This window comes from Bradyrhizobium tropiciagri (assembly GCF_018130545.1).
Taxonomy (GTDB): domain Bacteria; phylum Pseudomonadota; class Alphaproteobacteria; order Rhizobiales; family Xanthobacteraceae; genus Bradyrhizobium; species Bradyrhizobium tropiciagri_A.
Genome location: NZ_JAFCKF010000007.1, coordinates 340,232 through 360,011, shown reverse-complemented (window position 1 = coordinate 360,011; position 19,780 = coordinate 340,232). Strand labels below are relative to the sequence as shown.

The following is a 19,780-nucleotide window of genomic DNA, read 5'->3' as shown; positions in this document are numbered from 1 at the left end:
GTCTCAGTAGCGCAGCGGCCAGTGCACCCAGAACCGCCTGATGTCGTGCCAGGCACCGACCAGGCCGCGCGGCTGAAAGCGCAGGAACAGGATGATGACGAGGCCGTAGAGCATGCTCTTCAGCTCCTGCGCGCCGGTCGTGAACATGGCGTCCATCTGCGCACTGAACAGGTTGAACAGCAGCCGCGTGACCTCAGGCAAAAGCACGATGAGGACGGTGCCGAGCACGGCGCCTAGCGCGGAGCCAAGCCCGCCTACGATCAGGATCGCAAGCGCCTCGATGCTCAGGAGGAACGGGAAGCCCTCGACGCTAACGAAGGACAGATAGATGCCGTAGAGCGCGCCGGCGAGCCCGGTGACGAAGGCCGAGGTGGCGAAGGCGATCAGCTTGTAGGCATGCAGGTTGATGCCCATGACCCGTGCGGCGGTGTCGTTGTCGCGGATCGCGACAAAGGCCCGCCCGACACGGCTGCGCCGGATATTAAGCGTGGCGAGCAGCGCGGCAAGAGCAAAGCCGAGGCAAAGATAGGTGAAGGCTGCATCGCTGTCGAAGCTGACACCGAACAGTATGGGGCGCTGCACCGCAATGCCGCGCGCGCCGTTGGTGAGCCAGCGTGCCTCAAGGATCAGCGTGTTGATGATGAAGGAAAATGCGAGCGTCGTGATCGCCAGATACAGCCCCTTCAGCCGCAACGAGGGAGTACCGACGATCAGGCTTGCCACAGCCGGAACGACCCCCGCCGCGACGAAGCCCGCGACGGGAGGCAGGCCATATTTTGAAACGGCGATGGCATACGCGTAGGCGCCGGTAACGAGGAAGCCGACATGGCCTAGTGAGATCAGTCCGGTATAGCCCGTCAGAATGTTGAGGCCGAGCGCACCGACCACGGTGATCAGGATCATGATCATGAAGGATAGCGCGTACGAGTTGAGGATATAGGGCGCGAGGATGAGTGCGAGCAGCAGCACGGCCGACCACAGCCACACCGGCGGTGAATCAGTCAGCGCGACGAGCTCGCCATATGTTTCCTTGAAATCGCCGGTACGCATCAGACCCTCTCGATGTCGCGTTCGCCAAAGATCCCGAACGGCCGGATCATCAGCACGACGATGATCATGAGAAAGCCCGCTACCTCCTTCATGCCGGAGCCGACATAGCCGCCGGCGAGGTTCTCGGTGATGCCGATCAACAGGCCGCCGAGGCCGGAGCCGAGCACCGCATCGAGACCGCCGAGGATGGTGGCCGGGAACGCCTTCAGTCCGAGCTGGAACATCACGGGCGACAGATCGTAGGACAGTGCAAAGAAAACGCCCGCGATGCCAGCGATCGCCGACGAGGCTGCCCAGGCAAAGCCATGGACGCGCGGCGCACTGATGCCCATCAGGAGTGCGGTCCGGTCATCGGCGGCCACCGCCCGCATCGCGACGCCGAACTTGGAGTAGCGGAAGAAGGCCCAGATGCCGACGAGCAAGAGCAGCAAGGTCGTGATCACGGCGATCTGTCCGGTGCGCACGCCGATGGAACCGACGCGGACGACGTCGCGGCCGACGCCGAGATCGAGCGCGTGCGGATAGGCGTCCCAGATGAAGTTGATGGACGAGCGCAGGATCACGGCGAGTCCGATCGTCACCATGACGGTCGAAAACACCGGCTCTCCGAGCATCGGCCGCATCACCACGCGCTCGATGACGAGGCCGAGCAGGACCGCCGCGACGATCGCGCCGAATGCGACCACGAAGATGTTGCCGCTGATCGTGGTCGAGATGGTCCAGGCGACATAGGCGACGATCATCGTCATCTCGCCCTGCGCGAAATTGACGAGTCCGGTCGACTTGTAGATCACCGCAAAAGCCATCGCGATCAGGCCATAGATGGCGCCGATGGCGAGGCCGGAGATCAGAAGCTGGATCAGGTACTGCATCAGCCCTCCGCCGGATAGATGATGGCCAGCTCGCGCGCGAATTTCTTCTCGATCATGGCGCGCCGAACCTTCTGCGTTGCGGTCAATTCGCCGTCGTCGTGGTCGAGCTCCTTCTCCAGGATGGCGAAGCGGCGGATGTTTTCGACGCGGGCGAAGCGCTTGTTGGTCTCGTTGACGATCCGCTCCACGAGCTCCCGCACCTCGGGCAGTTGCGACAGCGATTTGTAGTCAGTGTAGGCGAGGGCGCGGTCGCGCGCCCAACGTCCGACATTGTCGTAGTCGATCTGGATGATTGCGCCGAGATATTTCCGGGCTTCGCCGACCACGATCGCTTCCTTGATGAATTCGGAATCCTTCAGCGCGTTCTCGATCTCGGAAGGCGCGATGTTCTTGCCGCCGGCGGTGATGATGATCGCCTTCTTGCGGTCGACCACCGCGATCTCGCCATTGTCGATGACCTCGACGATGTCGCCGGTGCGCAGCCATCCGCCCGGCTCGATCGACGCGATCGAGGCCTTCTCGTCAAGGAAATACCCTTTGAAGACGCCGGGATTCTTCAAAAGGATTTCGCCGTCGGAATCGCGCTTCCATTCGGTCTGCGGCATCGGTACGCCGCACCCGCCGATGCGGTGTTGGGTCTCATTCTGGATGAAAGCAACGCCGCCGGATTCGGTCAGGCCATAGCCTTGCGAGACCGGCCGGCCGATGATGTCGAAGAAGCGTAGCATCTCCGGCGAGATCGATGCGCCGGCGCAGAGCCGGTGGCGGCTGTTGGCAAGACCGAGATGCCGCTGCATGTTGCGAAACATCAGGAGATAAAGCGTTCCATAAAGCAGACGGTCACCCCAGGATTCCCGCCCCTGCTGGCGGCGATCGGAGAGCGTGCGGCCGAGTGCGAGGCAGGCGCGTGTGACACGCTGGCGCAGGGGCCCGCTCTCGCCGAGCCTGAACAGGAAGTTCTGCTGCAGCTTTTCATAGATGCGGGGAACGCCGACGAAGAAGGTTGGACCGATTTCGCGGATGTCGAGGGCGACAGTGTCGATCGACTCGGCAAAATTGACGATGCCGCCGAGGACGAGCTGCATCACTTCCGAATAGCAGCGCTCGGCGACATGGCAGAGCGGGAGGTAGCAGACGGACTCGAAGCGCTTGCCGGCGATCCCGACCGTGCCGGCATAGGTGTATGCTGAATAGATAAGGTTGCGGTGGGTGAGCATCGCGCCTTTCGGCGGGCCGGTGGTGCCGGATGTGTAGACCAGGATGCAAGTGTCGTCGGGCGCGCCTTGCGAAATTAGGCGGTCGAGCGTCGCGTTCGCCTCCGGATGTTCGGCGGCATAGGTCCGGCCGAGCTCGCATAACCGGTCGAACGACATGAGCTGCTCCTGGCGGTAGTGCCTCAGGCCCTTCATGTCGATGCAGACGATCGCCTCGAGCGCGGGCAGGCCGCCCTCCTTCGCCATCGCCTCCAGCACCTTGTCGGTCTGCTCCTGGTCGCCGGTGATGACGACGCGGGAGCCGGAGTGTCGGACGATGTATTGCAGCTCGACCCATGGGTTGGTCGGATAGATGCCGACCGCGATGGCGCCGATCATCTGAATGCCGAGGTCGGCATAGAACCATTCCGGCGTATCCTCGCCCGCAATCGCCACCCGGTCGCCCGGCTTGATGCCGAGCGAGAGCAGGCCGAGCGCGACCGCGCGGGCGGTCTCGTAGTAGTGGCGCCAGGAGTAGCGGTTCCAGATACCGTATTCCTTCTCGCGCAGCGCCAGCCCGTCGCCGTGCAGGGCGGCACGTTCGTGCAGCAATTGCGGAATGGTGATGGCGGCATTCTGCAGTGCGTGCTGCAGCGACGCGACCTCGCGACCGCCCGCGCTGCGTTTCGTTCCCGTCGACGGCTCCGAGTGCACCGTCCGCAACATATCAAGCACCGACATGAGGATCCGTCTTCTGGGCTGGCGCCTGGGGGCGATGTCCGCCGAGATAGGCCTCCGCGACGGCCGGGTCGCGCCGCACCTCGTCAGGCGTGCCGCCGGCGATCTTGCGGCCGAAATTCAGGACATGGACGCGGTCCGAAATGTCCATCACGATCCGCATCTCGTGCTCGATCATCACGACGGTGATGCCGAGCTCGTCGCGGATATCGAGCACGAAGCGGGCGATGTCCTCGGTCTCCTCCTGGTTCATGCCGGACACCATCTCGTCCAGTAGCAAGAGTTTCGGCTGGCATGCCAGCGCGCGGGCGAGCTCGACGCGCTTCTGTTGTCCGTAGGACAGCGTGCCTACGACGGCGTCGCGGATATGCTCGATCTCGAGGAATTCGATGATCCGTTCGACGTAGCGCCGCGCCTCGATCTCCTCCTTGCGCGTGCGGCCGAAGTAGAGCACGGCATCGAGAACGGTCGAGCGCAGGTGGGTGTGGCGCCCGGTGAGGATGTTCTCGGCGGCGGTGCCGTGCTTGAACAGGGCGAGGTTCTGGAAGGTGCGGCCAATCCCGATGGCCGCAAAGCGCGAGGGCGACACGCGGGACAGGTCCGTGCCGTCGAACACGACCCGTCCGCCGCTCGGACGCAGGACGCCGCTGATCATGTTGAACAGCGTCGTCTTGCCGGCGCCATTGGGGCCGATCACGCTGCAGATCTCGCCGGCCATGACCGACAAATTGATGTCGGCGACGGCCTTCAGGCCGCCAAAACTCTTGCTGAGGTTTTCGACCGAGAGCAGGGGACTCACGAGAGCCACCTCTTGCGCCGCTTGTAGTGCTTGACGTCACGCATGCTTTTCCTACCGGAGCCCGATACGCCGAGATAGAATTCCTGCACGTCCTCGTTGGCGCTGAGCTTGCGCGCCGTGCCGTCGAGCACGACCCGCCCGGTCTCGAGGATGTAGGCGTAGTCGCAGATGTCGAGCGCGCGCTGCGCGTTCTGCTCGACAAGCAGCACCGTCAATTTCATTTCGTCGCGGAGTTTCGCTATTACTTCGTAGATGCGGTCGATGATCAGTGGCGCGAGCCCAAGCGAAGGCTCGTCGAGCGCCAACAGCGCCGGGCCAGTCATCAGTGCACGCCCGATTGCCAGCATTTGTTGTTCGCCACCGGACATGTAACCCGCGATCTGGTCGCGCCGTTCGTAGAGGCGGGGAAACATCCCGAATACCTTTTCTCGTTGCTGGCGAGTTTCGGCCGCGCTCTTTGTGTATCCCCCCATCTGGAGGTTTTCATCGATGGTCAGCGCTGGGAAGACGCGACGGCCTTCCGGCACCTGTACGATACCGCGCCGGACGAGTTCGTCCGGGGCAAGGTGGTGCACGCTCTCGCCGCGAAAGCTGATCGAGCCGTTTTCGAGCTCGCCTTCCTCGGTATGGAGAATCCCGGACATCGCCTTCAGCAGTGTCGATTTGCCGGCTCCGTTCGAGCCGAGCAGGGCGACGATTCCGCTCGCCGGCACGGCAATGCTCACGTCGCGGATCGCTTCGATCGCGTTGTCGTAGACGATGCGAACGTTGCGAAACTCGAGCAGGCTTTCGCGCGCCGATTCGGTTGGATCGATGGTCGGGGAAACAGAGGGCGAGGCTGTCATGATTGGAGGCAACCCGGTCAGCCCGCGCAGATATGTCGCGCCCGGCAAAGATCGCCTCGCGACCACACTGGGGCCCTCTCGACGGCTGGCGGAGGCCGCCGGAGCAGGGCAAGCCGCAGGACCTTGTCCGGTCTGGCCGACACTGCTTCTGACGCAACAACGATGTGTGAATTGGGCCTCCGCACGATGTTCCTCCCCCTCCAACGGCGCCAGCGGTGCAATCCGCCGGTCAAGTTGCTATTGGCTCAGAGGATATTATAATCCGGCTGGCCGTTCAAATAATTTTTGAGGGAAAATCGCGATTTCCGGCCAAATGTCGTTGCGCCCAGTGGGGTCTGGGCAGTAACCAAAACGTCGGGAATCTTTAGATTTCGCTACCCTGGCTGGTGGGCGGATACGAAAGGCTGCGATGGCGCGGACTCGTTCTGAGAATTACGATGATATTCAGCAGGGCATTCTAACTGCCGCATGCGAGCTATTTGCCCAGCAGGGTTACACACGCGCGTCGATTGCTGAATTGGCTGAAGCTTGTCGGCTCTCGCGAGGAGCGCTCTATCACTACTTCCAGTCGAAGGAAGCGATCCTGTTCGCTATACTCGATGCGCATGTTCGGCAGATGATTGCCGACGTCGAAACCGCGATCGCCAGCAAGTCCACGACGCTAGATCAGTTTCGCGTGGCTATCCGCGCCATCGTGGAGCTTAACGCGCTCTCGTCGAACGAGCAGCGGCTGATCCTGAACGATTTGACATTCCTGAGCGAGTCCGAGCAGGCCATGATCAAGTCGCTTGAGCGGCAGATCGTCGATCTCGTGTCTGATCTCCTGATCCGTCTGGACAAGGAAGGCAAGATCGTCAAGCGGACCAAGAAGATCTACACGATGATGCTGTTCGGCATTCTCAATTTCAGCCATACTTGGTTCGATCCGGCGGGCGGCATCACTCCAACCGAATTCGCTGATATGATCGTAGATCTATTTTTGTATGGGTTTACCATGCCCACGTCTCAAGCGGTAAAGAAGAACGCCCTTCGGCAAGGCGCGTGAGCACCTGTGCCGCCGGGGTTCGTACAACTTATTTTTGGCAAAGGCGATTGGACTTGAGCCGCCCTCAACCCACGTTGCGGGGGACCCCAGTCCAATACGGCTCTCTTAGCACACGCTTTAGCACTTTACCGGATGCATTCCGGGGTAGTTCCGCAATAAAGTCGACGCTCTTAGGACATTTGAATGCGCCGAGTTGCTTTTGGGCAAAGGCGATGAGATCGTCTTGGGATAAGTTCTGTCCAGCCCGCAGCACCACGGCCGCCTTCACCGCTTCGCCCCATTTCGCATCAGGTATGCCGAAAATCGCGACATCTGCAACGGCAGGATGTTCGATCAGTACCCGCTCGACCTCAGCCGGATAGACATTCTCCCCTCCTGAGATGATCATGTCCTTGAGCCGATCCTGAATGTAGAGATAGCCGTCGGCATCGAAATATCCCACGTCACCAGTGTGATACCACCCTCCCTTCAGCGCAGCAGCGGTAGCTTCGGGACGATTCCAATAGCCCGCCATCACTGCGCCACAACGAATACGCACCTCACCGGCCTTGCCCACTTGTGCCGGCTTGCCATCGGAAGCGACGATTCGGATATCGACCCCTGGAAGTGGGCGTCCGCATGACGTCAAACGAATTGTGTTCTGCGGATCGTGATCCGATGGCAGGAGGGCCGTTCCAACCGTTGCTGTCTCGGTCATTCCAAAAAGCTGAAGCAAAACTGGGCCGATGGTATTAATCGCCCTTTGCAGCACTTCGAGCGTGATCGGCGAGCCACCGTAGGTCAGTGTTCGCAAGTTTGAAAAGTCGATCGTCGGAAACTCGGGATGATCGAGTACCGCCTTGATGACAGCCGGCACTAGGCCAAGTCTGGTCACCGGGCCCGGCGCGCTCCTGAAGGCTTCGAGAATCAGAGGTGGCTGCGCTTCACGGACCACGATAACAGTGCCGCCCGCGCAAGGGGTATTGAGACCAAACACGACCCCGCCTGCATGGAAGAGCGGCAGCGGCAGCACGCAGATGTCATCATCGCGCCAATTGCCAAAGTGTGCAGTCTGACTGAGCTTCGTCGAAAATAACAGATTCCGGTGCGTGAGCTGCGCACCCTTTGGAAGTCCGGTGGTACCCGAAGTGTAGAGCTGGAGGACGACGTCATCCGCCGCAATGGGCCTCCTCGGATCCAGCTCAGGCTGTCCGGCGAGCCAGTCGTGGAATGACGTGACACCCGGAATAGAGTCCTCCGTTCCAACGATCGTCTGGAGGCCCGGACACTCACGACGGATAGTTTCAATCAAGGATCCGAATTCGGCTCCAATGAAGAGCAGCTTGCAATTGGCATCCTTCAAGATGAAGCAGATTTCAGGAAGCGCCAACCGCCAGTTTATCGGAACCAAGACCGCCCCGATCTTCGCGCAGCCGAACAACGCGTGAAAGAAGATGTCCGAGTTCTTTCCAAGATAGCCTACGCGAGCGCCCGCCGGAGCACCCAAACCTTCGAGCGCATTCGCAACGCGATTGCATATCAGGTCCCATTGCCCATAGGTCGTACGTCGTGATTCACACTGTAGTGCAATCCGTGATGGCGATGTTGCTGCGTGCCGACGTGGAACGTCCGCTAGTGACTGGAGATTCATCACTCCTCCCGATTTTTTGGCGAGTTTGGCGCCCCTTGGCGCTCAGACTCTCAACTTTTTAGTGAAACGTTCGGCCACTTGCCGCCATGTCGCGAAGGATCTGCGGCACCGCGTACCGTTCCGGCATCTGCTCAGCCAGACGATCGCAAGCCGCGATCATGCGTGGAAGGCCGACCGTGTCGATCTGACCCAACACGCCACCAAGGAACGACGGGAAACCCCAACCTAGCAGCGAACCGATATCCGCGTCGCGAACACTAACGATTCCTTCGGCAACGCAACGGGCCGCCTCGAGTGATTGTGAATACATGAGGCGCTCGCGAACCTCCTCGACGTTCGGCTGCCTCGTCGCCAGTGGGAAATGGTCCGCAAGCCCAGTCCATAGCTTTCGGCCGCCGTCTGACGGGTAATCGTAGAAGCCGCGTCCCGTTTTCCGACCAAGTCTCTTAAGTTGCTCGACCATGGTGATCAGAATGGTGTCCTGCGGTTGCGTCTGATAGGAGTTACCTTGATCGGCGCGTGCCTGTTTCATGGCCTTGTAGAGTAACTCAACGGAGACTTCGTCGATCAGGGCCAGTGGTGGCATCGGCATGGCCGTCATGCGACCGGCGTTTTCGATCAGATTGGGATTCACGCCTTCCGCGAGCATCGTCATCGCCTCGTAGGGATACATCGCGAAGGCTCTGTTTGCGTAGAAGGATGGGCAATCATTGACAACGATGGGCGTCTTTCGAATCCGCTTCGCAAAGTCGAGCGCCTCTGCGATCGTTTCGTCGCTTGTGCCGGCACCACGGATGATCTCCACCAGCGGCATCTTCTCAGCCGGCGAGAAGAAATGCATCCCAACGAACCTGGCCGGGCGCTTCGAAACCGTGGCCAGGCCGCCAATGGGAAGCGTGGACGTGTTGGACGCGAAGATGGCGTCGTCGCGAATTTCGGCCTCAGCCTTACGCGTCACCTCAGCCTTAATCGCACGGTCCTCGAAGACAGCTTCGATCACCAGATCGCAGTCCGATAAGTCGGCATAGTTCGTCGTGGGAACCACGCGCCCAAGCGCAGTGTCTCGCACTGACTCGCTGATCCGTCCTCTCGCAACCTGGCCCTCAAGAATTTTCGCGCCGTATGCCTTGCCCTTTTCGGCCGCATCCTTGCTGACATCCAGCAACACAACCTCAAGACCAGCCATCGAAGCGACGTGTGCAAGTCCTGCGCCCATCATGCCGGCGCCGAGAATTGCAATCTTCTTGAAGGAGCGTTTCGGCACCTCTTTAGGACGCCCGGCGAGCCGGTTCGCATCATTCATGTCGTAAAAGAGGATGCGGATCATGTTCTTGGTCGACGGTGAGGTCGCGAGCCGCGCGAATTGGCGTTGCTCGATCTTCAAACCCGTATCGATATCGACCTGACACCCGTCGTATACGCAGGCCAGAATCGCCTCCGGCGCCGGATAGTTGCCCTGGGTTTTTGTCAGGAGGCTTCCGGATGCACCAAAAAATATCTGTATTGAGCCTGGGCTCTGTGGCGCGCCACCGGGGAAGCGAAAATCCTTTCGGTCCCATGGCTTGGTCACCGCCTCTGCAGGAGCCGAAAGAAGCCAGGCGCGGGCGCGTGAGAGCAATTCGGTCGACGGCACCATAGCGTCCACGATTCCGGCCTCGAGCGCCTTGGCTGGATCCGCCTTTCGGCCTTCAAGGAGATAGGGCAGGGCCTTCTTGATGCCGATCATTCGTGGCAGGCGTTGCGTTCCACCAGCGGCGGGCAATAACCCAATCGTGACCTCCGGTAGCCCGAGCTGGATGTTCGGATCGTCTGCTACGATCCGGTGGTGACATGCGAGGCAAATCTCCAAGCCGCCTCCAAGTGCGCTGCCGTTGATGGCCGCAACGAAGGGTTTCTTCGACGTCTCCAATCGGCGCAGAATCCGTGAGATGGGTCCTGAGCATTCCATCGACTGCTGGACATCCCGTATGTCTCTGATGAGATCAAGGTCTCCGCCAGCGACGAATTCGGGGCGAGAAGACGTCACGATGACGCCCTTCACGTTCTGGTCGTTGATGGCCCTCTCAACAGCCTCGGTGAAGGCTGCGATCGACGCTTGGTTAAGGACGTTCATGGGTCGATCCGAGACGTTCCAGGTCAACGTCGCAACACCGTCGGTATCGAGCTGGTATTCAATCATATCCGTGGTTCCTCAGACGCGTTCGATGATCATTGCGATGCCCATACCTCCGCCGATGCAGAGGGTCACCAGGCCGGTGGAAAGGTCGCGTCGTTCGAGTTCATCCAACACAGTACCCAGCAACATCGCGCCGGTCGCTCCAAGCGGATGTCCCATGGCAATTGCGCCGCCGTTGACGTTGACTTTATCCAACGGAATGTTCAGGGCTTGAATGAAGCGGAGTACGACAGCCGCGAAAGCTTCGTTGCATTCGAACAGATCAATGTCGCGTACCGACATGCCGGCACGTTTGAGCACCGCCTCGGTCGCCGGTATAGGGCCGGTCAGCATGATCGTGGGCTCGCTGCCCACCGTTCCAAACGTACGCACCCGTGCACGTGGCTTTACACCGAGCCGGTCCGCGGCAGTACTGCTGCCGATCAAGACTGCCGAGGCGCCATCGACGATGCCCGACGAATTCCCGGCATGGTGGACATGCTCGATGGTGTCAAGTTCAGGGTAGCGCTGCAAGGCCATTCCATCGAAGCCCATTTGTCGCCCCAGCGCCTGGAATGAAGGCTCTAATGAGCCGAGCGACGCCACAGTGGTATCCGCGCGTACATGCTCGTCGCGATCCAGGATCGTCAGACCGTTCACATCGCACACCGGGACGATCGAACGAGAAAATCGACCTTCTTGCCAAGCGGTGGCTGCGCGATGCTGGCTTTGAGCGGCATAGGTGTCGACGTCCGAACGCGTGAAGCCGTAGAGAGTAGCAATCAGATCTGCAGAAACTCCCTGTGGAACGATGCGGTTCGGAATCGTAATCTGCGGATCTGTCACCCATGCACCGCCTCCGGCGAACATGGGTACGCGCGACATGCTTTCGACACCGCCAGCGATCATCAATTCGGCCTGGCCGGCGATGATCATCGCCGACGCGAAATTGCACGCCTCCAACCCCGATCCACAGAACCGATTGAGTTGAGCTCCCGGCACCTCGGCAAACCCCGCTGCGAAGGTGGCAGCCTTTGCAATATCAGAAGCTTGCTCGAGCGACGGCTCTCCGCAGCCTAAGATCACGTCGGCGATCTGGTCCGGCGAAAAGCCGTTGCGCTCCTTTAGCGCTAACAGCGTCTGCGCCGCCAGCCGTGCGGGGCCGACCTCGTGCAAAGCTCCGCTCGCACGCCCCTTGCCGCGTGGAGTGCGCACTGCGTCGAGAATAAATGCGTCGTTCATATTTGTGTTTCCTGGTGAGAAAGAGCGGATCAACACCCTTCGAATCTTGGTGCACGGCGCTGTTGAAAGGCGCGAATGCCTTCCTTGAGATCCGCGGTTTCGAACACGCGTTCGAGTTGACGGCCCTCATGAGCTAAGATTCCACCGAAATCGCCGCCGGCCAGCAGAATCTCTTTGCTCAGCCGGAATGCAGCCGTCGGACCTTCGGCTATTGAGAGGGCGAGTTCGTCAACGGCGGCATTGACTGAACCGACCTCCGTTGCGCGATTGACCAAACCAATTTGCGCCGCTTCAGCGCCAGTGATCAAACGACCGGTGTAGATGAGTTCGGCAGCCTTTGCCTGCCCAAGGCGAGTGAGAAAGAAATAGTGCGTGGCGGTGTCTGGCACCATGCCGATCCCACGGAACGGGCTGCCAACGCGCGCATCCCCGTCCACCACGCATATGTCGCAACACAATGCGAGGCCGAGACCGAAGCCTAAGGCAACGCCAGCCACGGCTGAGATCGTCGGCACCGGTAGTGCACGCAACTTGCGACAGAATGGCGCCACGACGTCAGTGATCATCGCCATCGGATCGTCGCTCGCGGGATTGATCGAGGTTACGTCCCATCCAGCCGAGAACGTGCCCCGTGCGCCACGCAGCACAATGCAGCGAGCACCTCCCGCTTTGGCCTCATCTAACGCGGCGTCAAGCCGTTCGACATCCGAAACCCGGAAGCTGTTTTTCGGTTGCGCAAGATCGAACTCGATCCTCGCGACGCCACGATCCCATGTGGTCTTGATCCCCAGCGCGCTGGGGAGAGAAGAGCTTGTTGAGTTCATCCCGGCACAGTATCGGTTGCGGCATGTACAAAAATCGTCGGTTGCGACGATTTTCGACCACAAACCGTGCCGGCCTAATCCTAGCGGAATAACCCGTATCTTCGGGCGACGGCGATTGCCTCCACCCGACTGCGCGTTCCGAGCTTCGCGTTGATGTTGCGCAGATGTGTCCTAACGGTTGTCTCTGCTACGAAGAGCCGTTCGGCCAATTCATTGTTAGATAGACCATCCGCGGCGAGTGCGAGCAATTTCAATTCCTTGCGCGTCAGGGAAAAGGATTCTGACGTCGCCGCGTCTATTGTGACGGTTTCGCCTGGAGGACTTGCCACTGGTACTGGAGAGGGTTCTCCGAGAACCCTGTCCATGAAAGACAGAACATCGACTGAGGGCGCTGTGCCGCTGCCGAGAACGTCGGGCGTTTTCCGCAGTTCGCGCAACATGTCGAGCAAGAGTGGTCCCTCATCCTGCAATGCAGTTTGATATCCCTCGGTTGCGGCGAAGCAGACCGCCTTGGATAGAATCCGCATGGCTTTATTTGGCTGGCGAGCCCGGTAGTGGGCCTGTGCCAGAATGAGCCGTAGCGTGAGCGCCCGTCGCGCTCGTTGCGCCCTTTCTGCAGCATCCAGCTCCGCGCGCAATCGGTTGATTACAGCACCGGGTTGGGACCCCCGGACCGCGCAACGAGCTTCGCCCAGCTCGTATGTTTCTACCTCGTTGGCCCGCAGCGAAAGACGGTTGAGCCGGTCCCACAACGCCGTATCGGCGCAACGTTCGATCTCTCTTTTCGCAAGGTCAATGCGCCCCTGTATGGTCAGCATCCTTGCCCGTTCAAGTCTGGCGCTGGCTACCACGCGGGTGAGATTTTCGCGGTGTCCAGCCAACTCCAGCTCAGCAAGCAATTGCTGCGCCCTGTCCTGATCTCCGCTGCGCCAGGCGATACGTGCCATGATCGTATGTGCAACAATCAATTGATCGGGAATGCCGACCGCTCGGATGAGTGGAATGTAGACCGTCAGCAGGCGCTCCGCTTGTACAAGTTGATTGGCCTCATAGAGCGCTTCAGCCAGTAGCACCCCGGCCAGGGCGTTGCCGTTGGTCGCGCCGGAAACTTCGTCAGTCCCTACGCGAACCGCAAGCCGGAGATGCGCCGTGGCCTTTCGCAACCGACCCTGCGTCAGGTCAACGGCTCCTTCAGCGGCCTCCGAGAGGGCGAGCATCATACCGCTTGCATTGTCCGGCTCGTGGCTTCGTGCGACGTCGGCGAGTTTCAGTGCTTCCTGGTATTCGCCTGAAATCATCGCCAAATTGGCCAAAGTCACCTCAGCGAACCCACGCACGAACGCCACGCGACCAGGCACTTCGCGCACGAGGGTCGCCGCAAGCTCTCTCGCCTCGTCCGTGCGGTCGAGCAGGACCAAGAAAAGCAGGCGAAGCGCACGACGGTGTGCATCCATGACACTCCCCGGACGCTCTTCTTGGTCAAGACGCTCGAGAAGCGGCGCGGCGGCTCGCGGGCCTCGGCCGAGCAAGACCGCCCAAGCGTGAACCAACTGCAACATCGGCCAATTCTGGAGCAGGCCTCGCTCAAGCAAAGGGTCAAGCCAACGCACCAGTAGGCGTACACGCCCTCGATTGAGCAGTTGTTCGGCGTGTCGCGCGAGCAACGGCAGAACTTCATCAGCTTGTCCAGCCGCAAGCCTGTGTTCGATCGCGGCGATAGGGCGGTCCTGTTCAAGATACCACTTGGCGGCTGCCCGATGTAGAGCCGGAACTTCGTCGGGATACTGCTGCTTAAGCTGCACGCGAAGAAATTCACCAAACATGCTGTGATGGCGCCACCTGGGACTGTCCCCCTGAATAGGGATCAGAAACAGGTGCTCACGTTCCAGCCGCGATAGTACGTCCAGGCTGTCCGTCGCGTCGTCCAGACGATCACATAGGGTTGGAATGAGATCTGCAACAATACTGGTTCGGAGCAAGAAAAGACGGGTTCTTTCGTCCTGTCGAGAAAGAACGTCGTCCAAAAGATATTCGACAATCGCGGTATTCGCCCCGGTAAAACCCGCAATGAATTGACGGGGATCCTGTCGATTCTCCAGCGAAACGGATGCGAGCCAGAGCGCTGCAACCCATCCCTCGGTGCTGCGATGCAGCCGCACAACGTCGTCATAGGACAGAGCCAATCTTCTGCGATCACGCAGATAGAAGTCCGCTTCCTCGATTGTAAAGCGAAGATGTGTAGGTTCGATCTCGAACAGCTTGCCGTGTGCCCGCAAGCGGCCCAGACCAAGCTCCGGAACGTTGCGCGAGCCTATCACTATGCGGGCACCGGCTGGGAGATGGCTGATCAACTCACGAACCAAACCCAGCACTGCAGCTCCCTGCACAGTTTCGAAATCATCGAGGAACAGTGCGAATGGCGCTTGATGGCCGGCGATTGCATCGATAAGTCCCAGGGCCACCTCGTCTGGACCAACCGCGTCACGCGCAGCATTCGAGAGGCCCGAAATCAGTGGCGTTAGTGCAGCTCGTACGGCGTACAAGAAACGGCCGACATCGTTATCTGCCGGGTCCAATGTCAACCACGCCGTCGGGATAGCCGATGCCTCCAATCTCCGCCGGACCTCAAGCATCAACGTAGTTTTGCCAAAGCCCGCCGGCGCCCGCAACAAGACGATACGTGCCGAGGTCGCCGCTAGCACTCTTTGCGACAGGTCCGTGCGTTCGATCGCGTCGCCTGTAGACAGAGGTACGGCTAGCTTCGCACTCAGCGCGGCCGGCTGCAGGTGCATGCCTGTGCGATCGCTTGCGGAGTGGGTTCCCCGCAGCGTCCGTTCGATCGCACGATCGCTTCCGCTGGCCATGGCGATTGGTCAGTCTCCAATAACCGCCCCATTTTGCGGTAGAATTCCACGCCGCCTTATAGCCCCCGGGCGTATAATGTGACAACACAGGCACCGCCGAGCCCGAGATTGTGTTGCAGCGCAAGCCGCGCGCCCTCGACTTGGCGTCGATCTGCTTGCCCGCGCAACTGCCAAGTAAGTTCGGCACATTGTGCCAGCCCAGTCGCGCCAAGAGGGTGTCCCTTGGAGAGCAAGCCGCCGGAGGGATTGACAACCACCTGTCCGCCATACGTGTTATTGCCGTCAAGGACAAATTTTTCGGCCTCGCCCTCGGCGACGAAACCGAGCGCCTCGTAGCTGATCAACTCGTTCGATGTGAAGCAATCATGCAGTTCGGCAACCGCAATCTCGTCAGGGCCGACCGCCGCTTGCTCGTAGGCGCGGATCGCGGCGCGCCGCGCCATGTCGTAGCCGGCCAGCCGTCGCATATCGTCTTCATCAAAACTGCTGTTGCCATCCGTGGTCATCGTTTGCGCCGCAATGACTACGGAGCGATCGAGCCCGTTGCGCCGCGCAAATGCTTCGGAGCAAACAACTGCGGCCGCTGCGCCGCAGGTCGGCGGGCAGCATTGCAGCCTCGTTAGGGGTTCGAAGACCGTCGGCGAGGCAAGCACCTCTTCCAAAGTGACAGGGGTTCGGAAGAGAGCATAAGGATTGTACGCGGCGTGGCCACGCGCTTTGACCGCGATGCGCGCGAACGTCTCAGGACGTGTACCATAGAGCCGCATGTGCATACGCCCTGCGCCTCCGAATATTTGTGCGGCTACCGGGGTTTCCAGTTCAAACCCCTGGATCACCCTCATGGAATCAAAGAGCCGCTGCGAGGGATCGGGGCGGTCTTCATGCTGCGCGGTGATTGCCCCTCGGCGCATTTGTTCGAAGCCGAGTGCCAGTACGCACTCCACGGCTCCTTGCGCCACGGCCTGCCTAGCCAAGTACAGTGCCGTCGATCCGGTGGCGCAGTTATTATTGACGTTGACGATCGGAACAGCACTCAAGCCGACCCGGTAGAGCGCTGCCTGACCCGAGCACGAATCGCCGTAGACATACCCCACATAGGCCTGCTGGACCTGCTGATATGTTAGACCGGCGTCGGCCAGAGCTGCTCTGGCTGCGTTGGCTCCCATGAGTTCGTAAGATTCGCTCGATCCCGGTTTGCCGAAAGGGACCATGCCGACGCCGCAAACGACGACCCTGCTGTTCATTCCGTTATCCCTTTGGCCAAGCGAATCTCTAGGTCTTTCCCATCTCGCGCCCCTACGGCTTGCCAGCTGCAAGGCAGGTTCGGACCCATCACCAAAGAACCGGTCCTTCAACATCCGCGCGGCACATCGTCGTTCCGCGGCGCCATGCATCAGCGCGTGCGAACGCAAAATTGAGGCATACCCGGTCGTCGGGCGCGCGCCCCAACCCGCATTTTACGATATGGGCCGTGACGCGAAATCGTCGCATCAGACGATTTGGAGGCACACACTGTACGTTAAGAAGTTCACGCCGACGGTCGTCGGCTCGTTCTTGAGGAAATGGCATGTTTATCGAGAGTTCCCGACCCCGCTGGTATACGGAAGAGATCGAGGCCCTTGCGGATTTGGCACGTCGCTTTTGCGCAGAAGAAGTTCTGCCCAACCAAGAAAGGTGGCTTGCCGAAGGGGCGACCGACAGAACCGTGTGGCAAAAAGCGGGTGAGCTCGGAATATTGCTACCTGACATCTCCACGGACTATGGTGGCAGCGGCGGAAGCTTCGCACACGAAGCAGCGATTGCGCACGAGCTATGTTTGGTCGGAGATACCAGTTTTCGCCCCGGCAAGCAGATCCATGTCATCGCGGCCCACTACATTGAGCGGTACGGGACTCTAGAACAGCGGAAAAAGTACCTGCCCCGGCTGGCCAATGGTCAATGGATTGCAGCCATGGGCATGACGGAGCCGGGCGGCGGTACGGATCTGCAGAATATGCGCACCCGTGCCATACGCTCAGGTGACGAATACATCATCGAGGGGGCGAAGACGTTTATTACCAATGGCTCGATTGCCGACCTCATTGTACTGGCGGTCAAGACGGATCCCACGCAGAAGGCCAAGGGGGTGTCGCTTGTTCTTTTCGAGGCGGCGACGGCAGGATTTCGCGTCGGGCGGCGGCTGAAAAAGGTAGGATTGCATGGTTCTGACACCTGCGAGCTCTTCTTCGACGGTTGCAGGGTTCCCGCGGACGCCATCCTGGGCGGTTGTGAAGGCCAGGGCTTCATCCAAATGATGCAGGACTTGACATACGAACGCGCGCTCGTCGGAGTGAATTGTGCGGCAGTCATGGAACATGCCTACGCTATAACGGTCCAACACGCGAAGACCCGCGACATATTTGAGAAGCGATTGCTTGATCTGCAGCATGTCCGCTTCGAACTCGCCGAGGTCAAGACGGTCGCAATGATCGCGCGTGTCTTTGTCGACTTCATCATCGAGCGGATGACATCTGGAAAACTCGACACGGAACTCGCGTCAATGACGAAGTGGTGGGCTAGCGAGCGGCAGTGTGAGATTGTCAGTCGTTGCCTTCAGCTGTTTGGCGGACATGGATATATGATGGAGTATCCGATCGGCAGGATGTTTGTCGACGCGCGCATCGAGCCGATATATGGCGGTGCAAACGAACTGATGAAGGACTTGATCGGCCGTCACCTCTGAGTTCGCGATCCGTGCGGCTGCAATCGCTGCGCTACCACCAGATGCAGAGGCCGCAGGATCAACCTTCCAAGGATAAGGAGGCGGTCGAGACTATCGAGCGTCTCGGCCTGGACTACTCTCATGCCACTGCGTCCTTCGCCCCCTTCTGGTCGCTGGCGCGGGCGTTGCAGACCTGGGTCCAGAATAGTTCGTCCCGCACTGGTGGTAAACAGTCCGACATGGCTGAACCCGGTCATTCCGGCGTCGCAGGTCGCGGGCGGCCTGAAGCTTGCCTCATCGGTGACCTCGAATGCCACGGTCTGATCACGGGGATCGCTCTCGAAATAGCGGAGCGTTGAGCCCGGTCGTCGGAGCGCAAGTAGAGTGATTTCGTCGACCGCTCGCCGACATGCAAGCCAAGGCTTGTCGTAGCAAAGCTCAGCGCGTCTTCCGGTCGGACGCACCTAGCCTAACGCAAACGAGATCCCTCCGTTCAATCATGAGACGAGGCTTGCGATTGCGTCGTGAGGGGCGCGCTGGCACTCTTTGCAGTCGATAAGATGGATGACGGCAAGAGCTTTCGAAGCTGATCGCGGGAAGCGCACAAGCTGTTGCCGCACTCACTAGGCTGATCCGCAGTCATTTCGCTCGCACGCCTGGGATTTCGGCATGTGATCTGCGGGCGATCAGCGCTGGCGCTGGCTCAACCGATCTTGCCCATAGCGACGAGGTGCCCATCGGAGCCGATCTCACGATACGTCGCGGCAGTACCGACCATGATGAAAACCAAAGGGTTTGGCTTGTGCCTTCCCAACTGCTTGCGCCACGTGTCGTTTCGCGTTCGATCTGAGTCTCGGCGCGAGAAAAACCAATAGTTTCAGCCTACAGATGTTGGCTCCTTTTTTCTGGTTCCATCAGAGTCATTTGGTCGGAATTCGGGTTCCATCGGCGTCATTTTTGACCCAGCGGGCTCAAGGGTCCGGGGGTTGAGGGCAGGGACAGCCTCAACGACCCGAGCCGCATCTCTTCCGTTCATGCACCTCAGTGAATGAAAGACCCAATAATTTCTTCATTATATCAATATCTTATGATTAGCTCGTTAGGCCGAATAGAATCTGCATAGATGGACTTTGGACGGCCGTGACCTCATCGCGGAGGGGTGAAACGGCGTAGCGCGGTAGCCGCCCGCATTCGCCAGGTGATGCAATTGGAATCTCGCCGCGACGCTGCTCGGTTTGCCGCTGGAAACAACGCGATCGATGGTGGCGTTTTACTGCCAGAGACCGAGGCGGCGCTGGACGAGTGGACGCGCGGCGTGATCGATGACGACGAATTGCTGGCGCGGACGCTAAGACGATTTGGTGGGCCTACTTGAGCAGGCGTCGGCGGTTTAGAAGCAGACTTTGATGGAACGAGAACGATTGATTTTAATATTGGCTTGATCACGGGAGCGCCCGCTAGCGAAGATCTATGAACTTTAATCCGCTAGATTGGCCCTGTTAGACTCTGATCGAGCGCAAACGACTCAGATCGGACGAAAAACGACAGATCTTGATGCAAATTCAACTTCGGATATTCCATAATGACGGTTACCCGAATAGGCCGCTCCAAAAGGAACGCCGGATGATTCACTGTATCCGGCATGACCTCGCGTAGGCTCTACGTCGGGCGTCCCGTGGCTATCGCGACAAACCTGGACGGCTACGACACTTGGGCAAGCGGACCGCATTCGCACGATGAGGATCGTACGAGTCAAGGACGGCGCAGTGGCAGATGAGCAGGGCAGGATCGATTATGGGATCGTCAATTGAAGTTCGACACC

The 19,780-nt window shown here is 59.8% G+C and carries 15 protein-coding genes; 4 read left to right on the top strand and 11 right to left on the bottom strand.

Annotated elements, in window-relative coordinates:
- Positions 1–3: 3 nt before the first annotated feature.
- From JQ616_RS29615 to JQ616_RS29595, 5 genes are read right to left on the bottom strand one after another with little or no spacing between them, the layout of a single operon-like run.
- A complete protein-coding gene (locus JQ616_RS29615) occupies positions 4–1,050 on the bottom strand; it encodes a branched-chain amino acid ABC transporter permease (protein ID WP_212020739.1) in 1,047 nt (348 codons plus the stop codon).
- Positions 1,050–1,922 carry a branched-chain amino acid ABC transporter permease gene (locus tag JQ616_RS29610; protein ID WP_212020737.1) on the bottom strand — a complete coding sequence of 291 codons (873 nt, stop codon included), beginning with the start codon at positions 1,920–1,922 and terminating at the stop codon, positions 1,050–1,052. The genes JQ616_RS29615 and JQ616_RS29610 overlap by 1 nt, the downstream gene beginning before the upstream one ends.
- Positions 1,922–3,856 carry an AMP-dependent synthetase/ligase gene (locus JQ616_RS29605; RefSeq protein WP_212020735.1) on the bottom strand — a complete coding sequence of 645 codons (1,935 nt, stop codon included), beginning with the start codon at positions 3,854–3,856 and terminating at the stop codon, positions 1,922–1,924. Before JQ616_RS29605 ends, JQ616_RS29610 begins: the two co-directional genes overlap by 1 nt.
- The gene (locus JQ616_RS29600) at positions 3,843–4,652 is read right to left on the bottom strand and encodes an ABC transporter ATP-binding protein (protein WP_212020733.1); all 810 of its coding nucleotides are present in this window, start codon (positions 4,650–4,652) and stop codon (positions 3,843–3,845) included. The genes JQ616_RS29605 and JQ616_RS29600 overlap by 14 nt, the downstream gene beginning before the upstream one ends.
- Positions 4,649–5,497: an ABC transporter ATP-binding protein gene (locus JQ616_RS29595; protein WP_212020920.1), complete on the bottom strand. Its 849-nt coding sequence runs from the start codon at positions 5,495–5,497 to the stop codon at positions 4,649–4,651. Before JQ616_RS29595 ends, JQ616_RS29600 begins: the two co-directional genes overlap by 4 nt.
- A 409-nt stretch (positions 5,498–5,906) precedes the next feature.
- Between JQ616_RS29595 and JQ616_RS29590 the strand changes: the two genes are divergently transcribed.
- Positions 5,907–6,542, top strand: a complete 636-nt coding sequence (locus JQ616_RS29590) for a TetR/AcrR family transcriptional regulator (RefSeq protein WP_212020731.1) — start codon at positions 5,907–5,909, stop codon at positions 6,540–6,542.
- 64 nt (positions 6,543–6,606) lie between these two features.
- Here the strand turns inward: JQ616_RS29590 and JQ616_RS29585 are convergent, their stop codons facing one another.
- The 6 genes from JQ616_RS29585 to JQ616_RS29560 form a co-directional block, all read right to left on the bottom strand.
- Complete coding sequence (locus tag JQ616_RS29585; protein ID WP_212020729.1) at positions 6,607–8,172, bottom strand: long-chain-fatty-acid--CoA ligase; 1,566 nt, start codon at positions 8,170–8,172, stop codon at positions 6,607–6,609.
- A gap of 58 nt (positions 8,173–8,230) precedes the next feature.
- The gene (locus JQ616_RS29580; RefSeq protein WP_212020727.1) at positions 8,231–10,351 is read right to left on the bottom strand and encodes a 3-hydroxyacyl-CoA dehydrogenase NAD-binding domain-containing protein; all 2,121 of its coding nucleotides are present in this window, start codon (positions 10,349–10,351) and stop codon (positions 8,231–8,233) included.
- 12 nt (positions 10,352–10,363) lie between these two features.
- A complete protein-coding gene (locus tag JQ616_RS29575; RefSeq protein WP_212020725.1) occupies positions 10,364–11,569 on the bottom strand; it encodes an acetyl-CoA C-acetyltransferase in 1,206 nt (401 codons plus the stop codon).
- Between the two features lie 29 nt (positions 11,570–11,598).
- The gene (locus tag JQ616_RS29570) at positions 11,599–12,393 is read right to left on the bottom strand and encodes an enoyl-CoA hydratase/isomerase family protein (protein ID WP_212020723.1); all 795 of its coding nucleotides are present in this window, start codon (positions 12,391–12,393) and stop codon (positions 11,599–11,601) included.
- An 80-nt stretch (positions 12,394–12,473) separates the two neighbouring features.
- Positions 12,474–15,185, bottom strand: a complete 2,712-nt coding sequence (locus JQ616_RS29565) for a LuxR C-terminal-related transcriptional regulator (protein ID WP_212020721.1) — start codon at positions 15,183–15,185, stop codon at positions 12,474–12,476.
- Between the two features lie 128 nt (positions 15,186–15,313).
- Positions 15,314–16,501, bottom strand: coding sequence for a lipid-transfer protein (locus JQ616_RS29560; protein WP_212020719.1), 1,188 nt, complete (start codon positions 16,499–16,501; stop codon positions 15,314–15,316).
- A gap of 323 nt (positions 16,502–16,824) precedes the next feature.
- On the opposite strand from JQ616_RS29560, the gene JQ616_RS29555 reads away from it, so the two are divergent.
- The 3 genes from JQ616_RS29555 (at position 16,825) to JQ616_RS39935 (ending at position 19,333) form a co-directional block, all read left to right on the top strand.
- Positions 16,825–17,979, top strand: a complete 1,155-nt coding sequence (locus JQ616_RS29555) for an acyl-CoA dehydrogenase family protein (RefSeq protein ID WP_212020717.1) — start codon at positions 16,825–16,827, stop codon at positions 17,977–17,979.
- 11 nt (positions 17,980–17,990) lie between these two features.
- Positions 17,991–18,317, top strand: coding sequence for a hypothetical protein (locus JQ616_RS29550; RefSeq protein WP_212020715.1), 327 nt, complete (start codon positions 17,991–17,993; stop codon positions 18,315–18,317).
- An 842-nt stretch (positions 18,318–19,159) separates the two neighbouring features.
- Positions 19,160–19,333 carry a hypothetical protein gene (locus JQ616_RS39935; protein WP_433996017.1) on the top strand — a complete coding sequence of 58 codons (174 nt, stop codon included), beginning with the start codon at positions 19,160–19,162 and terminating at the stop codon, positions 19,331–19,333.
- Positions 19,334–19,780: the final 447 nt, after the last annotated feature.

What these genes read in the sequence shown, in the direction of transcription:
- JQ616_RS29610 (WP_212020737.1), bottom strand. Translation starts at nt 1,922, where the DNA reads ATGCAGTACCTGATCCAGCTTCTGATCTCCGGCCTCGCCATCGGCGCC.
- JQ616_RS29590 (WP_212020731.1), top strand. Translation starts at nt 5,907, where the DNA reads ATGGCGCGGACTCGTTCTGAGAATTACGATGATATTCAGCAGGGCATT.
- JQ616_RS29555 (WP_212020717.1), top strand. Translation starts at nt 16,825, where the DNA reads ATGTTTATCGAGAGTTCCCGACCCCGCTGGTATACGGAAGAGATCGAG.
- JQ616_RS29585 (WP_212020729.1), bottom strand. Translation starts at nt 8,172, where the DNA reads ATGAATCTCCAGTCACTAGCGGACGTTCCACGTCGGCACGCAGCAACA.
- JQ616_RS29565 (WP_212020721.1), bottom strand. Translation starts at nt 15,185, where the DNA reads ATGCACCTGCAGCCGGCCGCGCTGAGTGCGAAGCTAGCCGTACCTCTG.
- JQ616_RS29560 (WP_212020719.1), bottom strand. Translation starts at nt 16,501, where the DNA reads ATGAACAGCAGGGTCGTCGTTTGCGGCGTCGGCATGGTCCCTTTCGGC.
- JQ616_RS29580 (WP_212020727.1), bottom strand. Translation starts at nt 10,351, where the DNA reads ATGATTGAATACCAGCTCGATACCGACGGTGTTGCGACGTTGACCTGG.
- JQ616_RS29570 (WP_212020723.1), bottom strand. Translation starts at nt 12,393, where the DNA reads ATGAACTCAACAAGCTCTTCTCTCCCCAGCGCGCTGGGGATCAAGACC.
- JQ616_RS39935 (WP_433996017.1), top strand. Translation starts at nt 19,160, where the DNA reads ATGCAATTGGAATCTCGCCGCGACGCTGCTCGGTTTGCCGCTGGAAAC.
- JQ616_RS29575 (WP_212020725.1), bottom strand. Translation starts at nt 11,569, where the DNA reads ATGAACGACGCATTTATTCTCGACGCAGTGCGCACTCCACGCGGCAAG.
- JQ616_RS29615 (WP_212020739.1), bottom strand. Translation starts at nt 1,050, where the DNA reads ATGCGTACCGGCGATTTCAAGGAAACATATGGCGAGCTCGTCGCGCTG.
- JQ616_RS29605 (WP_212020735.1), bottom strand. Translation starts at nt 3,856, where the DNA reads ATGTCGGTGCTTGATATGTTGCGGACGGTGCACTCGGAGCCGTCGACG.
- JQ616_RS29595 (WP_212020920.1), bottom strand. Translation starts at nt 5,497, where the DNA reads ATGACAGCCTCGCCCTCTGTTTCCCCGACCATCGATCCAACCGAATCG.